The organism is Curtobacterium sp. MCLR17_055 (genome assembly GCF_003234305.1).
Lineage (GTDB): Bacteria > Actinomycetota > Actinomycetes > Actinomycetales > Microbacteriaceae > Curtobacterium > Curtobacterium flaccumfaciens.
Map to the genome: position 1 here is coordinate 1 of NZ_QKSX01000013.1, position 15,132 is coordinate 15,132.

The window sequence follows — 15,132 nt, forward strand, 5'->3', positions numbered from 1 at the left end:
AGCGTCGCCGGTCTGGGGGAGGGGTGATGGGGGGTCGGATCAGGCCGGATCAGGCTGGATCAGGCCGTGAAGGTCCAGGTCATCGGGACCGAGGCGGCGAGGCCCTGGTAGGTGTTGCCGGCCGAGGAGTCGAGGGTCACCGCGAAGTTGAACGGGACGCTCGCACCGGCGGCCGGGGCCTGCGGCATCGTGAAGGCCGACGCCGCCGCACCCTTGAAGCTGGCGAGGGTGCCGCTGAACACGGTGGTCGAACCGGAGGTGACGACGAGGTTCATCTTGGCGCAGAGGTCGGTCGCGGTGCCGTTGGCCGAACCGTTCGCCGACTGGGTGCACGTGGCGCCCGGGTTCAGCGTGAAGGTGCTGGCGTTCGCGGTGCCGGTGTTCTTGATCGAGATCGCGGTGTTGACCGTGTTGCCCGGGGTCATCGTCGTGCTGCCGCCGAACTTGTTGATCGTCGAGCAGGTCGCCGAGTTCGTCGAGACCGAGCCGCCGTCGGTGCTGAGGCAGGTGACGGTCGCGCCGGCGTTCTGCTCCTGCATGATCAGCGTGCCGCTGCCGGCGGTGTTGCTGCTGTTGGTGATGCTCGCGGCGAACCCGGAGAGGGTGCCGGTGAGCGAGAGGGAGAGCAGGACGGCGGCGAAGATACCCGCGAGGAGCGCCACGGGGGCGAAGCGGATCCGCTTCAGTGCGGAGGTGCGGAGCTTGGTGGACACGGGGTACCTCTTCGTTCGGTGGTGGTTGCAGGAAGTTGGGGGAAGCAAGGCGTTCGGGCCGTTTTGCTTCAATGGTTAAGATAGTCACTGATTCACCAAGTTGACCACTCGTATACTTACCCCAGTGCGGGGGACGCCCCTTGTCCCCCGGTCCCCGACACGGAAGAAGGCCCTCGTGGCAGCAGCACCGAACGACGACGACGCGGCCGATCTCATGGCCGCGTTCACCGCCGTCGTACGTGCGAACGCGAGCCTGGTGAGTCAGCTGAGCGCTCGTGCGGGCGTGCACGAGAACGCCCTCCGCGCCCTGGTCCTCATCAGTGACACCGGGTACTCCACGCCGACCGAGGTCGCGGGGTACCTGGGGCTGACCTCGGGCGCGGTGACGAACATGATCGACCGGATGAGCACCGCCGGCCTGCTCGAGCGCGCACCGAACCCGGCCGACCGCCGGGGCTCATTGCTGCGGCTGCTGCCCCCGGGTCATGTCGTCGTGTCGGACTACCAGGAGCGGTACACAGCGATGCTCCGGGCCGTCGATGGGGCGCACAAGGGCGAACTGCACGAGGTGCTCAACGACCTGGCGACGAGTCTGTACGAACAGGCTGCCGCCGCGTCCTGATCTCGCTCGCGGGGACCGCGCGTCTACCTGGTGGGGATCGCCCGTTCCGCTGTCGCGGTGAGGCCGGCACGGCGTTCCCGATCCGTCCCGCGGGCACGCTCGTCCTCGAGCACCCGCACCACGGTGTCCCGGAGGGGTCGTGTCACTCCGCCGGCGTCCGTGAACGCCACCGCGGAGCGCTGCGCGAACCCGGCCTCCGACACCGGGATCCACAGGGGGAGTGATCGCGGTCCGGCCCAGTAGGCCACGTCGTGTGCAAGCAGGACGTCGTCGTCGACCGTGACCAGCTCGTCGTCGAACCCGGTGACCTCGGCCACGCATCGGAAGAACTCCTGCATCGGCGTCGGAGCGCCCACGGCGTTGACCGTGCCGACGAACCCGTCGCTCCCGGCACGGACGAGCCAGGCGGCGAGGTCCGCGACGTCGATCACCTGGACGAACCGCTCCGCCGTCGTCGGCACCAGCACCGGCCCACCGCGGTCGAGGCGTGCCGGCCAGTACCCGAACCGGTCACTCGGGTCGCCGGGGCCGACGATCAGCCCCGGGCGTGCGATGAGCAGCCGTGACCCGAGCCGGAGCCGCGTCATGCGCTCGGCGAGGACCTTCGCGTCGGCGTACTCGGACGGGTCCTTCGGCTCCACCAGCCGGGTGGACTCGTCGGCGCCCGGTTCGTCGTTGTCCGCGTACACCGAGACCGTGGACACCAGGGTCCAGTGCGCGGCTCGGTCGGCGAGGGCGTCGAGCGCCGGGGCGACGAGTTCGGGGGCGCTGGCGAGCTCGATGACCTCGTCCCAGTTCCCGGTGGCCTGTTCGTACGCGCCGGCCAGGGCTCGATCCGACTGGACGAAGCGCGCTCCCTCCGGAACGGTTCCGGTCGTGCCCCGGGCGAGGCAGGTGACGTCGGCGCCCTCGGACAGCAGCTCGTCGACGATCGTTCGCCCGAGCCAACCGGTTCCGCCGAGTACCAGGACGCGTCGCACGCGCTGCGTCATCAGACGGGCTGGAGGGGTCGTCGTTCACCGTCGGGGAGCTCGACCCGGATGCGATCGCCCGGCCGGACCGTGCCACCGGTGAGCACGACGCTCATCACCCCGCCCTTGCGCTCGACCGTGCCGTCCTCGGCGCGCCCCAACACGGCACGGAGGAGTCCCGGCTCGAAGCCGTTGATCTGCTGGCACGGGTTCCGCAGGCCCGTGACCTGCACGGAGGCGTCGTCGCCGAGGTGCAGCACTGCTCCCTCGGGCAGCCCGAGCAGGTCGATGCCACTGGTCGTGACGTTCTCGCCCATCTGCCCCGGTTCGACGCTGAACCCGGCTTCGGCGACCTCGTCGAACAGCTCGGCGTGCAGCAGGTGGACCTGGCGCAGGTTCGGCTGGGACGGGTCACGCGCGACCCGGGAGCGGTGCTGCACGGTCGTGCCGGCGTGGGCATCACCCTCGATGCCCCACCCCGCCACGAGCGTCACCGCGTCGACCAACGGCTTGCTGAACCGGTGCTCGCCGTCCTTGCTCACCGCGACCACGCGCGGCTGGTCCATGTCGTCCCCGCTCATGGGGCCGATTCTGCCCCATGGTCACGGTCGCGCGGGCGCAGCGTCGGTCAGTGGCGCTCGCGCGGGCCGGTTCAGCGGCGCTTGCGCAGCGCGTTCGTCGCCCACAGCGAGACAGCGATGAGCACGGGCTGGAACAGCAGGCGGACGAAGCGCTTGGTGTCGGTGTCCAGACCGAACCCGTCGCGGTGGTGCATCCACTGCGCGATGTTGCCGGGGAAGACCGCGAGGAAGAACACCGCGACGACCCACCCGACGGTCACCTGGCGCCGGGCCAGGAGCATCAGCGCAGCCCCGAGGGAGATCTCCACCACGCCGGAGGCGATCACCGTGACGTCCGTCGGCAGCGGCACGAACTTCGGCACCTGCGCCTGGAACTCCTCGCGCGCCACCGTCAGGTGGCTGATGCCGGCCCAGGTGAGCATCGCGCCGAACAGGATGCGGACGATGGTCCGGGGGCGGGTGGAACGGACTGCGGGGGTGCGGGTTGCCATCGGGGTGGTGCCTTTCACGGTGGTGGTGGGGTTCGGTGGAGTGGGGGGCCGAGGTCAGCGCCTGCGGAGGACGCGGCGTCGACGTGCGGCCTCGAAGCTGATCGCGGCAGCGGCGGAACCGAGCGTGAGGATCCGGGCGACCGGACGGCCGCGGGTCGAGGTGAGCAGCCGCAGCACACCGGCGAGTGTGAGTGCAGCAGCACCACCGGTCGTGCTCGTCACCGAGCCGTCTTCGCGGTCGATCACGAGCCGGGTCCCACCGAGGGCCGTCGCCGCGACGGCGGAGCCGGTGCCGACCAGGTCGCTCCCGGGGGCGCGGCGGACCGCTGCAGTGGCGAGTCCGAGCCCGGACAGGACTTCCAGGGCAGGGATACCGAGCGCGTGTGGGACGCCCGGCTCGAATCCACGTCGCTGCATCTGCTGGGCTCGTGCGCGCAGCGGGGTGCGGCGAACCGTGGCGATGCCGTGACCGGCGAGCAGGCCACCGGCGACGAGGTCGATCCAGCTGGTGAGTTTCACGTTGTGCTCCATTAGGTTGTGCACAACCTAACACGTCGATGCCGAAGACGGTCGGAGGGCCAGTAGGTTCGTCTGGTGCCATCACGAGTGTCCGGGTTCGCCGGCGACCTCCGCCTCCGCCTGACGATCGCCTCCCTCGTCGTGATCGCCGCGCTCTACCAGTGCTTCTGGAACCTGGCCGGCTCGAACATCACCGGCGACGAGAACATCTACCTGCAGAGCGGGTGGCAGTACGTCCACGGCGACTTCGCCGCGAACCGCGAACACCCGCCGACGGCCAAGTACCTGTTCGGGCTCGTGCAGCTCCTCACCGGGCAGGGTCCGATCGGCCCGCGGGTCCTCGTCGGCGTGCTCACCTTCGCGGTCGGCGTGGTCCTGTACCTGTGGCTGCGTCGCGAGATCGGGTACTGGGGTGCCCTGCTGGCGGCGTCGCTGTGGTGGCTGACTCCGCGTGGTGGTGCGGGTGCCCGCGTCGACCGGCTCGCCCTGCTCGACCCGGTGATGACGGCCTTCGCCGTGTTCGCGATCGTCGCCGCGTGGTGGTGGATCCGCAGCGAGCGGGCCTGGTGGCTCGCTCCCGTTTCCGGCGTGCTCATGGCTGCTTCGGTCACGTCCAAGCTGTCGACCATCGTGCTGCTCCCGGCGTTCCTGCTGCTCCCGGTCCTGTTCAAGGTCTGGCGGAAGGGCCTCGTCGGCGGCGTGCTGTGGGTCGCCGCCTTCACGGTCACGTTCGTCGCCCTGTACGTCCCGATGGGCATCCGTTCGGCGATCCAGTACATGGTCGCGTTCCAGGAGGGGCAGAACACCAACGGGCACCCGATCACGATCGACGGGCAGATCTACACGTTCGCACCGTGGTGGGCGAGCTTCCGGTTCTTGCTCGACGGCACCGGCAAGGGGATGCTCGTCGTCCTCGCGATCGGTGTGCTCGCTGCCCTGGTGGTACGGGCGGACCGCCTGGTCGCGTACGTCGGCGCATCCCTGGTGCTGCTCGTCGGGTTCTACGTCGTCGTGGCCAAGATCGCGCTGCCGACCTACTACACCGCGTGGATGCCGTTCCTGCTGGTCCTCACCGCCATCGGCTTCGCGCGACTCGCCACCGTCCCCCCGAGGGCCCTGACCGTCCCGGTCGTGCTGGTCCTCGTCGCGACGCTCGTCGTCCCCTCGTTCCGGGTGAGCCAGGCCGTCGCGCGGGCGCACCCGACCGGGATCGCGCTGTTGCCCGGGTACCTCGAGGAGCACGATGTGCCCGACGGTCGGATCCTGTTCGTGTCGGCGACTCCCACGCTCTTCCAGCCGTACGTCGGCGACCACGGCACCAACCGACTCGACCGCGGCCCCTACGTCGCCGTCGTCGTCGGACGCGACCAGCGGCTCCCCGCACCGGAGGCCGTGACCAACCTGCTGCAGGACGACGCCTCGTCCTTCACCACGGCCAGGCTCGACGGCCTGCGCGTGTGGGTCCCGAAGGACGGCCGCATCCACGAGGACAACGGGGCACTCACGATCGCCCGCTAGTCGACGCGACGTCGGCGAGGCGTCGCGCGCCCATGCGCCTACTGCGGCATGTCGACGAACCGCGAGAACATCCCGTGGAAGGCCACGGTGATGGTGTCCGTCGGTCCGTTACGGTGCTTCGCCACGATCAGGTCCGCCTCACCCTGACGCGGGTTGTCCTTCTCGTACGCCGACTCGCGGTGCAGCAGGATGACCATGTCAGCGTCCTGCTCGATGGAGCCGGACTCACGGAGGTCGGAGATCGCCGGCTTCTTGTCGGCACGCTGCTCCGGACCACGGTTCAGCTGCGACAGGGCGATGACGGGCACCTGGAGCTCCTTGGCCATCAGCTTCAGGGCACGCGAGAACTCGGAGACCTCCTGCTGGCGGCTCTCGACCTTCTTGCCCGAGGTCATCAGCTGCAGGTAGTCGATGACCACGAGCTTCAGGTTGTGCTGCTGCTTGAGTCGACGGCACTTGGCGCGGATCTCGACGAGCGTCATGTTGGGGGAGTCGTCGATGAAGAACGGGGCGTCGTTGATGCGACCGCGGGTCTGCGCGATGGTGGTCCAGTCGCGGGAGTCCACGGTGCCCTTGCGCATGTTCTGCAGCGGCACGCTGGTCTCGGCGGAGAGCAGACGCATCGCGATCTCGGCACGACCCATCTCGAGCGAGAAGAACGCGGCGGTCTGGTCGTGCTTGATCGCGGCGGCGCGGCACAGGTCGAGCGCCAGGGTCGACTTACCGAGGGCCGGTCGGGCAGCGACGATGATGAGCTGTCCGGGGTGGAAGCCGTTCGTCAGGCCGTCGAGCTGCGCGAACCCGGTCGGCACGCCGGTCATCTGGCCGTCGCGGCCCTTGGCGGCCTCGATCTCGTCGAGCGCGGCCGAGATGGCGTCGGTCAGCGGGACGTAGTCCTCGGTCTGCACACCACCGGCGACGTTGTAGACCTCGGCCTGCGCGCTGTTGACGAGGTCGGTGACCTCACCCTCGGACGCGTAGCCCATCTGGACGATGCGGGTGCCGGCGTCGACCAGGCGGCGGAGCACGGCCTTCTCGGCGACGATGCCGGCGTAGTAGCCGGCGTTCGCGGCGGTGGGCACCATGCTCGTGACGCTGTGCAGGTACTCGGCGCCGCCGGCGCGGGACAGCAGCCCGGTCTTGGTCAGCTCGTCGGTGACGGCGATGACGTCGGTGGGTTCACCGTGCGAGTAGAGCGACAGGATCGCGTCGAAGATGACCTCGTGCTTGGGGACGTAGAAGTCCACGCCACGGGCGGTCTCGATGACGTCGGCGACGGCGTCCTTCGACAGGAGCATGCCACCGATGGTCGACTGCTCCGCGAGCATGTCGTGCGGCGGGGTGCGTTCCATGCCTCGCTCCGCGTAGTCCTGCGGTGCGGGCTCAAGATGTGCGATCGACACACGCTCTCCTCTGTTGACGACACGGACCTGGACCGGCGGGACAGCATCCACCGGCCGGAACCCGCACCCCTGTTTCTACCCCCGGCAACCGACATCCCCGAGTCGCTGGGCCAACGTACGGCCCCAGAGTTATCCCCAACAAACGGCCCTGTGGATAACTCTGTGGAGAGCCTGCGGAACACGCCGGAGCGCTGTGTGGAGAACTGTGGACGGGCCTGTGGAAAAGGACCCGTACGAACACACTTTCGACCATTTGACCTGGGGTTTTCTGTTGCACACGGTGTGTGGAAAAGTGGGGTTCAAGTACCCCTTGAAGGTTCCGATTTGACACGTTTCCACTGTGTAAAACGACTTGACAAGGACCCCTCCTGTGGGAAGAGTTCTCGGCCTGTTCCCAGCCAGCGCGACCCCGTCTGAACCGTAACCAGCCAGCCCGAGTCGAGCCGCGCCTCCAGGCCCGTGACCATGTCGGCGACAGCAGTGGGACAAGCCGCGCGACCGCCCCCGGAACGCAACGACGGGCGGGCCTCCCGGAGGAGACCCGCCCGTCGTGGAGCGGAACGTCAGTGCTACTTGGCAGCGACGACCTTGAGCGAGATCACTGCAGTGATGTCCTCGCGCAGGCGCACGGTGGCCTCGTGGTCACCGACGGTCTTGATGGTCGCGGGGACCTCGACCTTGCGCTTGTCGAGCGAGCCGACGCCCTGCGCCTGGACGGCGTCAGCGACGTCGCCCGGACGGACGGAGCCGAACAGACGACCGTCCTTGCCGGCCTTGACCGACAGGGTGATGGTCGCGTTCTCGAGCTTCATCTTGAGGTCCTGTGCCTCTTCGATGGTGGCGAGCTCGCGCGCGGTACGCGCGGCACGGATCGACTCGACCTGCTTCTCGCCGCCCTTGGACCACGCGACAGCGAAGCCCTGGGGGATGAGGTAGTTGCGGGCGTAGCCGTTCTTGACGTCGACGACGTCACCAGCGGAACCGAGGCCGGAGACCTCGTGGGTGAGGATGAGCTTCGACATGTGTCGACCTCCGATCAGCGGCCGGAGCCGGCGTAGGGGAGGAGCGCCATCTCACGGGCGTTCTTCACGGCACGGGCGATGAGGCGCTGCTCCTGGACGGAGACGCCGGTGATGCGACGGGCGCGGATCTTTCCACGCTCCGAGATGAACTTGCGAAGGGTCGCAACGTCCTTGTAGTCGATGACGCCGACCTTGATCGACTTCGCGGGAGCAGCGTTCTTGCCGCCCTTGCCGCGAGGCTTCCGGCGGTCGCCGGTGCTCTTTCCAGCCATAGTGATTTGTCCTTAGAAGAAAAGTTGTGTGTCCGTCGGAACGCTGAGGATCAGAACGGGGTCTCGTCGTCGAAGTTGCCGCCGGGGGTGCTCCACACGTCGTTCGACTGTGCGTTGCCGCCACCCTGCTGGCCACCCTGGGGAGACCAGGGCGCGTCCGACTGACCGCCACCGTTGTTGTTCCAGTTGCCGCCGCCGTTGCCCGCGGGGGCGCTGCCGCCGCCGCCGACCTGGCCACGACCGCCGCCACTGCCACCCGCTGCACGGGTGATCTGTGCGGTCGCGTAGCGGAGCGACGGGCCGATCTCGTCGACCTCGAGCTCGATGCTCGTGCGCTGCTGGCCCTCACGGTCCTGGTAGGAACGCTGACGCAGACGACCCTGCGCGATGACGCGCGAGCCCTTCGTCAGCGACCCCGCCACGTGCTCGGCGAACTCGCGCCACACACTCGCGCGGAGGAACAGCGCATCGCCGTCCTTCCACTCGTTCGCCTGACGGTCGAACGTGCGAGGGGTCGACGCGATGGTGAAGTTCGCCACGGCGAGCCCGTTCTGCGTGTAGCGCAGCTCGGGGTCCGCGGTGAGGTTGCCCACCACCGTGATGACGGTTTCGCCGGCCACGGGTTACTCGGCGCTCGCGGTCGCGGTTGCGGAGGCGTTGGCGGCCTTGCGGGCCGCGCGAGCCTCGTCACGCTGCTTCTGGGCGGCGACCTGCGCGATGCCCTCTTCAGCGCGGAGGACCTTCGTGCGGAGCACGGCCTCGGAGAGACCGAGCTGACGGTCGAGCTCCTTGGCTGCCTCGGGCGACGACGTGAAGTCGACGACGGCGTAGATGCCCTCGGACTTCTTCGCGATCTCGTAAGCGAGCCGGCGACGGCCCCAGACGTCCACGTTGTCGACGGTGCCACCCGCGTTGCGGATCACGGCCAGGAACTTGTCCAGGCTGGGAGCGACGGTGCGCTCATCGATCTCGGGGTCGAGGATCGCCATCAGTTCGTACTGGTGCATGCGGAACCCACCTCCTCTGGTCTCAGCGGCCCCGGGCGGTTCCCGGGGCAGGAGGGTTGATGCATGTGCCCCAGACCACGCAGGTGCGCGAGGGGCAACCTGGGTAGCCTACCGGACTGCCTGGAGGCGCGCCACCGGCCTGTGGAGAGCGGTCCCGCCCGTCAGGCGGTCGCGTCGCAGGCGTCGGCGTCGCCTCGGGCGCTGGGGTCGCCTCAGGCGTCGGCGTCGCCTCGGGTGCTCCACCACTCGCGCAGGCGCTCCTCGGCCGTCTCCGGTCCGAGGGGCCCTTCGTCCATCCGGGCCTCGAGCAGGAACCGGTAGGCCTCGCCCACGGCACGCCCCGGCGGGATGTCGAGGATCCGCATGATGTCGTCGCCGGTCAGGTCCGGACGGATCGACTCGAGCTCCTCCTGCTTGGACAGCACCTTGATGCGGTCCTCGAGGTCGTCGTAGGCGAACGCCAGCCGGTCGGCCTTGCGGCGGTTGCGGGTGGTGACGTCCGATCGAGTGAGCTCGTGCAGCCGTTCGAGCTGGGGTCCGGCGTCACGGACGTAGCGGCGGACGGCGGAGTCGGTCCAGGCGCCCTCGGTGTACCCGAAGAAGCGCAGGTGCAGCTCGATCAGGCGGGACACCGCGGCGATGGTGTCGTTGTCGAAGCGGAGCGCGCGGAGTCGCTTCTTCGCCATCTTCGAGCCGACCAGGTCGTGGTGGTGGAAGCTCACGGCGCCGCCGGGCTCGAGCTTGCGCGTCGCGGGCTTGCCGATGTCGTGCAGCAGCGCCGCGAGCCGGAGCACGGTGTCCGGGGGATCGCCGGCGTGCCGCTCGGCCTCGTACCCGATCGCCTGCTCGAGCACGGTGAGGGAGTGCTCGTAGACGTCCTTGTGGTGGTGGTGCTCATCGACCTCGAGCCGCATCTCGGGCAGCTCGGGCAGGAACCGCTCGGCGAGGCCGGTGTCGACGAGCAGCCGGAGGCCGGGGACCGGATCGTCGGTGTTGAGCAGCTTGACGAGCTCGTCGCGGACCCGCTCGGCGGACACGATGTCGATCGACGCGACGAGTTCCTCCATCGCGGCCCGCACGTCATCGTCGACGGTGAAGCCGAGCTGGGACGTGAACCGTGCCGCGCGCATCATCCGCAGGGGGTCGTCGCGGAACGAGACGACCGCGGTCTGGGGCGTCCGGAGCCGTGCGGCGAGCAGGTCCTCGACGCCACCGTGCACGTCGACGAGCTCGCGGTCCGGCAGCCGCAGGGCCATCGCGTTGACCGTGAAGTCGCGACGGAGCAGGTCGTCCTCGATGGTGTCGCCGAACGCGACCTCGGGCTTGCGGGTCTCGCCGTCGTAGACGTCGCTGCGGTACGTGGTGATCTCGACCTGCTCGCCGGCGACCCGTGCGGCGATGGTGCCGAACTGGCGACCGACGTCCCAGGTGGCACTCGCGATGGGTTCGACGATGCGCAGGATCTCGTCCGGCCGGGCGTCGGTGGTGAAGTCCAGATCGGTCACCGGACGGCCGAGGAACGCGTCACGGACGGGGCCGCCGACGAGGGCGAGTTCGTGTCCGGCGTCGGCGAAGGCCCGAGCGAGGAGGTCGACGGGCTCGGTGGTGGCGAGTGCGTCGAGTCGTTCGACGGCCTGGGCAACGGACTGCATGACGGTGCTCATCCTCCCAGATCGAGGCCCCGAGTTCTCCACAAGCCGCGCGCGCACGGGACCTGTTCATGGTCGCGCCTCATACACTCGTGCTCGGCCCGAACCGACCCCGTGGCCCGCTCCCCGTATGCAGATGCTCCGCACCACGCTCGCCGCAGCCGCGTCGACCCTCGTCGCGCTCGGCCTGGTCGTCGCGCCCGTCGCCACCGATCACGCCTCGGCCGCCACGGTGTCCGCCGCCAAGAGCCACGTCGCCGATCCGGCCGCCGCAGACGCGGGGAAGGCGACCATCTCGATCGCCCCCGCGAACCGTGGCGTCGTCCAGCGCGACCAGGACCTCACCCTGTCGGTCACCGTCACGAACGACACCGACGCGGCGCTGCCGGCCGGCACCGCGGAGTTCGACATCTTCCGCTCGGTGAGCACGCGCGACGTCCTGGCGAGCTGGCTCAGCGACACCACCACAACCGGTTACCTCGGCGCCCCGATGGACTCCGTGGACATCCCGGCGATCCCGGCGCACCGTTCGATCACCATCGACTCGGTCGAGATCGTCTCCGGCAACGTGGCGCTCGGCGGGTACTCCTCGTTCGGCGCCCGCCGCATCGCGGCCGAGTACACGGCGGGCGACGCCTTCGCCGTCGACCGCTCCGCCATCACCTGGTACCCGGACTTCGAACAGGCCCCGGTCAGCGTCTCGGTCGCGATGCCGATCACCGTGCCGAAGTCGACCGACGGCATCCTCACCGCCCCCGTGCTGGCCGCCGCGACCTCGGTCGACGGCACGCTCACGCAGCAGCTCGACGCAGCCGAGGACCACAACGTCGCCGTGGCGGTGGACCCGCGGATCATCGCCTCGATCCGGATCCTCGGCGACAACGCCCCGTCGAGTGCGATCACCTGGCTGCAGCGTCTCGAAGCACTGCGCAACGAGACCTTCGCGCTGCCCTACGCCGACGCCGACGTCACCGGCCTGCGCCAGGCCGGGTCCGACGGCATCCTGTCGCCGATCTCCCTCGACCAGTCCGTCAAGTCCGAGAACTTCCCCGGCGCCGAGACCCCGGCACCGACTCCGACGGCCACACCGGGGCAGACCTCGTCGCCGGCCCCCACCGAGGCCTCGAGCGACGGCACCACGACCGACGACGGTGCCGACCAGGCGCAGGAGACGCTGCCGACCACGGAGTCCCTGCTCGACTTCCCGTACTCGATGGACTCGATCGCCTGGCCGACCGAGGGCACCGTGTCCTCCGCCGACCTGCCCGCCCTCGAGCGTGCCGGCACGAAGACCACCATCGTCTCGAGCGGCAACACCTCGGCCGGCGCGGACACCACCATCACCGCGTCCGAGAAGATCGGCGACGACCACGTGCTCGTCTCCGACCAGTCGATGTCGTCGATGCTCCGCCGAGCCGCCGCCGCCACCGACCGGCAGACCTGGTCGTCGACGATGTCCGAGCTCACCGCGACGCTGGCCACCTCGGCCCGTGCCGCCACCGCCACGGGGCCGATCCTGCTGACCCTCGGGCGCGAGTGGCCGTCCGACTCCACCCGGCTCAGCCAGGCGCTGGACGCCCTCGAGAGCACCGCCTGGGTCGCCCCGGCCGACCTCTCCACCGCCTCGAAGGCCGTCGCCGGGTCGCTCACGCTCGCCAGCGCGTCCACCGGCGAGGCCCGCATCGACCAGCTGCAGCGACTCGTGCGGGGGGAACAGGGGCTCTCCGCGTTCGCGACGATCCTCGGCGACCCGAACCAGCTGACCGCCCCGGCCCGGCTCCGTCTGCTCGCGCTCGCCTCGAACGCGTGGCGTGACGACGACCAGGGGCTCGCCGCCGCGGTCGAGGCCCGCACGGCCGCCTGGGCGAAGAGCACCACCGAGGTCGGCATCGTCGACTCGAGCAGCCTCACCCTGCTCGGCGACCGGTCGTCCCTGCCGGTGTCCATCCGCAACAGCTCCGCCTACCCGGTCACGGTGCACCTGTCCGTGCAACCGTCCAACTCGGCGCTGCGGGTCGTCCGCAACGACATCGTCGTCGAGATCCAGCCCGACTCCTCCACCCGCGCGACCGTCCCCGTGCAGTCGGTCGCGAACGGCAAGGTCGAGTTGACGATGTCGCTCTCGAGCCCGACCGGCGTCGCCGTGGCCCAGCCCGCGACCGTCGAACTGAACGTGCAGGCGCAGTGGGAGACGGTCATCACCGCGGCCGCCGCGATCGCCCTGATCGGCATCTTCGGCTTCGGCATCTTCCGCAGCATCCGCAAGCGCATCCGCCGCCGCAACGGCGAACTCGACGACGAGGACGACGACGACCCGAACCGCCCCCTGGCGGTCCAGCCGACGGTCGGGGGCGCGCAGGCGTCCACCACCCGGTCTGGAGGCACGGATCACCGCTCCGGAGCGGCCCCCGCACCCAGCGTGGCCGCGTCCACGGCCGGCGCGGCCACCGGAGCGGCGGCCGCAGCCCCGGCTGCAGCGGCGACCACGGCGGTGGACCAGGGCCCCCTGCAGGACGCCATCGCGCGCGCCGGAGCCGAGCCGAGCCTCCCGTCCGATGCCGCACGCAACACCGTCGCGGACGACCGCGACCCCGAGGAGCCGACCATCAGCACCAGCCAGCCCCAGCCCGACGTCGACGCCGAGCCGGTCGCCGAGCGCAGCCTCGGCCGGGCGAGCGCGATGCTGGCCGCCGGCACGATGCTGTCGCGCATCCTCGGCTTCGCGAAGACCTTCGTGCTGGCGTACGCGATCGGGCAGACGCAGTCACCGGCGGCGGACGCGTTCGCGGTGTCCAACCAGCTCCCGAACAACATCTACGCGCTGATCGCGGGTGGCCTGTTGTCCGCCGTGCTCATCCCGCAGATCGTGCGTGCGATGAAGCAGCACACCGACGGTGGCACGGCCTACGTCAACAAGATCGTGACGCTCGGCGGATCCCTGTTCATCGTCATCGCCGTCGTCGCGACCCTGATCGCCCCACTGCTCGTGCAGGTGTACGCGCAGACCGCGTCAGGCGAGGGCAAGGGGTTCACGCCCGGTCAGATCGACCTCGCGGTGGCGTTCGCCTTCTGGTGCCTGCCGCAGATCCTCTTCTACGCGATGTACTCCCTGCTCGGCGAGGTCCTCAACGCGAAGCAGGTCTTCGGCCCGTTCACGTGGGCGCCGCTCATCAACAACGTCATCTCGATCGCCGGGCTCGTCGTCTTCATCGCCATGTTCGGTGGCAGGGCCGCGAACTCCGGCGTCGACGACTGGACTCCGCTCAAGATCGCCGTCCTCGCCGGCAGTGCAACCCTGGGCGTGCTCGCTCAGGCCGCCTTCCTGCCGTTCTTCTGGCGCCGGGCTGGCCTGAGCTTCCGACCTGACTTCCGCTGGCGCGGCGTCGGCCTGAAGTCCACGGGCACCGCGGCGGGGTGGCTGTTCGCGATGATCCTCGTCACCCAGCTGGCCGGCATCGTGCAGTCACGCGTCGCATCGCTGGGTTCCGGTGCCGCGGGCAACGCGGTGCTGCAGAACGCCTGGCTGCTCTTCATGCTGCCGCACTCGATCATCACGGTCTCCATCGCGACGGCGTACTTCACACGGATGAGCCACGACGCGGAACGCGGCGACCTCGACGCCGTGCGGAAGAACCTGTCGCTCTCGCTGCGGATCGTCGGACTGTTCACCGTCTTCGCCTCGATCGCGCTGATGGTCGTCGCCGTGCCGTTCGGACGCATGTTCTCCAACACCTTCGATGGGGCACTGTCGATCGGCGCGGTCCTGCTGGCCTACATGCCGGGGCTCGTGCTCTTCAGCATGTTGTTCATCATCCAGCGCGTCTTCTGGGCGATGCACGACCACCGGACGCCGTTCCTCATGCAGTGCGTCCAGTCGGTGCTGTTCGTGATCGGTGCCCTCGCGGTCAGCACGCTCCCGAACGAGGCGATCGGTGTCGCGATCGCAGCGTGCACCACCCTCGCGGGCACCGCGCAGACGATCGTCGCCCTGGTGCTCGTCCGCAAGCGGCTCGGTGGCATCGAAGGACCCGTGGTCACCCGTTCGCACGTGCAGTTCGTCATCGCCGCGCTCATCGCGGGCGTCGTGGGACTCCTCGTCGTGAACTTCTTCGGGTCGTTCTCGGCGAGCGGCTTCGCGATGGCCGACTTCACCGGAGCGGCCATCACCCTCGTCCTCGCCGGCGCGGTGATGGCAGCCGTGTACTTCGGAGCCCTCGTCGTCGCGAAGAACGGCGAGATCGGCAACGCCGTCCGGATGCTCCGCAGCAAGCTCGGCCGCTGATCCCTGCCGGGCACCGCACGCTCACGGGGCGTGTGGAATGCCTCGCCGGTACGATGGGTTGACCCGGTCAGACGCAACGGAA

General features: G+C 69.6%; 14 protein-coding genes. 3 read left to right on the forward strand and 11 right to left on the reverse strand.

Features of this window, described 5'->3' with window-relative positions:
• Positions 1-59: 59 nt before the first annotated feature.
• A complete protein-coding gene (locus DEJ09_RS12200; protein ID WP_027466885.1) occupies positions 60-713 on the reverse strand; it encodes a hypothetical protein in 654 nt (217 codons plus the stop codon).
• 175 nt (positions 714-888) lie between these two features.
• Here DEJ09_RS12200 and DEJ09_RS12205 point away from each other — a divergent pair, with 175 nt between their 5' ends.
• A complete protein-coding gene (locus DEJ09_RS12205; RefSeq protein WP_269149419.1) occupies positions 889-1,335 on the forward strand; it encodes a MarR family winged helix-turn-helix transcriptional regulator in 447 nt (148 codons plus the stop codon).
• A 23-nt stretch (positions 1,336-1,358) separates the two neighbouring features.
• On the opposite strand, the gene DEJ09_RS12210 is transcribed toward DEJ09_RS12205, so the two are convergent.
• The 4 genes from DEJ09_RS12210 to DEJ09_RS12225 form a co-directional block, all read right to left on the reverse strand.
• Positions 1,359-2,315: an NAD-dependent epimerase/dehydratase family protein gene (locus tag DEJ09_RS12210; protein ID WP_258373887.1), complete on the reverse strand. Its 957-nt coding sequence runs from the start codon at positions 2,313-2,315 to the stop codon at positions 1,359-1,361.
• Positions 2,316-2,326: 11 nt separating this feature from the next.
• On the reverse strand, positions 2,327-2,887 hold the full coding sequence (locus DEJ09_RS12215) for an MOSC domain-containing protein (RefSeq protein ID WP_228516464.1): 561 nt from the start codon (positions 2,885-2,887) through the stop codon (positions 2,327-2,329).
• A gap of 71 nt (positions 2,888-2,958) precedes the next feature.
• On the reverse strand, positions 2,959-3,378 hold the full coding sequence (locus DEJ09_RS12220) for a MauE/DoxX family redox-associated membrane protein (RefSeq protein WP_027466888.1): 420 nt from the start codon (positions 3,376-3,378) through the stop codon (positions 2,959-2,961).
• Positions 3,379-3,432: 54 nt separating this feature from the next.
• Entirely contained in the window at positions 3,433-3,897 is a 465-nt protein-coding gene (locus tag DEJ09_RS12225) for a hypothetical protein (RefSeq protein WP_146245718.1), read from the reverse strand.
• A 75-nt stretch (positions 3,898-3,972) separates the two neighbouring features.
• Between DEJ09_RS12225 and DEJ09_RS12230 the strand changes: the two genes are divergently transcribed.
• Positions 3,973-5,415 carry a glycosyltransferase family 39 protein gene (locus DEJ09_RS12230; protein ID WP_181433359.1) on the forward strand — a complete coding sequence of 481 codons (1,443 nt, stop codon included), beginning with the start codon at positions 3,973-3,975 and terminating at the stop codon, positions 5,413-5,415.
• Positions 5,416-5,453: 38 nt separating this feature from the next.
• On the opposite strand, the gene dnaB is transcribed toward DEJ09_RS12230, so the two are convergent.
• The 6 genes from dnaB to DEJ09_RS12260 all read right to left on the reverse strand — a co-directional run bounded on the left by dnaB (position 5,454) and on the right by DEJ09_RS12260 (position 10,771).
• Positions 5,454-6,818, reverse strand: a complete 1,365-nt coding sequence (gene dnaB / locus DEJ09_RS12235) for a replicative DNA helicase (RefSeq protein WP_031260130.1) — start codon at positions 6,816-6,818, stop codon at positions 5,454-5,456.
• A gap of 569 nt (positions 6,819-7,387) precedes the next feature.
• The gene (gene rplI, locus DEJ09_RS12240) at positions 7,388-7,840 is read right to left on the reverse strand and encodes a 50S ribosomal protein L9 (RefSeq protein ID WP_027466901.1); all 453 of its coding nucleotides are present in this window, start codon (positions 7,838-7,840) and stop codon (positions 7,388-7,390) included.
• 14 nt (positions 7,841-7,854) lie between these two features.
• Positions 7,855-8,112 (reverse strand): 30S ribosomal protein S18, encoded by a 258-nt coding sequence (gene rpsR, locus DEJ09_RS12245; protein WP_017887834.1) that lies wholly within the window; start codon positions 8,110-8,112, stop codon positions 7,855-7,857.
• A 50-nt stretch (positions 8,113-8,162) separates the two neighbouring features.
• Complete coding sequence (locus DEJ09_RS12250; RefSeq protein WP_111038694.1) at positions 8,163-8,732, reverse strand: single-stranded DNA-binding protein; 570 nt, start codon at positions 8,730-8,732, stop codon at positions 8,163-8,165.
• A 3-nt stretch (positions 8,733-8,735) separates the two neighbouring features.
• Entirely contained in the window at positions 8,736-9,119 is a 384-nt protein-coding gene (rpsF, locus tag DEJ09_RS12255; RefSeq protein WP_027466903.1) for a 30S ribosomal protein S6, read from the reverse strand.
• A 212-nt stretch (positions 9,120-9,331) separates the two neighbouring features.
• A complete protein-coding gene (locus tag DEJ09_RS12260; protein ID WP_111088840.1) occupies positions 9,332-10,771 on the reverse strand; it encodes a CCA tRNA nucleotidyltransferase in 1,440 nt (479 codons plus the stop codon).
• Between the two features lie 133 nt (positions 10,772-10,904).
• Between DEJ09_RS12260 and DEJ09_RS18305 the strand changes: the two genes are divergently transcribed.
• On the forward strand, positions 10,905-15,050 hold the full coding sequence (locus DEJ09_RS18305; protein WP_220034936.1) for a DUF6049 family protein: 4,146 nt from the start codon (positions 10,905-10,907) through the stop codon (positions 15,048-15,050).
• Positions 15,051-15,132: the final 82 nt, after the last annotated feature.

Coding starts and splice junctions, on each gene's coding strand:
- DEJ09_RS12215 (WP_228516464.1), bottom strand. CDS start 2,887: ATGAGCGGGGACGACATGGACCAGCCGCGCGTGGTCGCGGTGAGCAAG.
- DEJ09_RS12220 (WP_027466888.1), bottom strand. CDS start 3,378: ATGGCAACCCGCACCCCCGCAGTCCGTTCCACCCGCCCCCGGACCATC.
- rplI (WP_027466901.1), bottom strand. CDS start 7,840: ATGTCGAAGCTCATCCTCACCCACGAGGTCTCCGGCCTCGGTTCCGCT.
- rpsR (WP_017887834.1), bottom strand. CDS start 8,112: ATGGCTGGAAAGAGCACCGGCGACCGCCGGAAGCCTCGCGGCAAGGGC.
- rpsF (WP_027466903.1), bottom strand. CDS start 9,119: ATGCACCAGTACGAACTGATGGCGATCCTCGACCCCGAGATCGATGAG.
- DEJ09_RS12260 (WP_111088840.1), bottom strand. CDS start 10,771: ATGCAGTCCGTTGCCCAGGCCGTCGAACGACTCGACGCACTCGCCACC.
- DEJ09_RS18305 (WP_220034936.1), top strand. CDS start 10,905: ATGCTCCGCACCACGCTCGCCGCAGCCGCGTCGACCCTCGTCGCGCTC.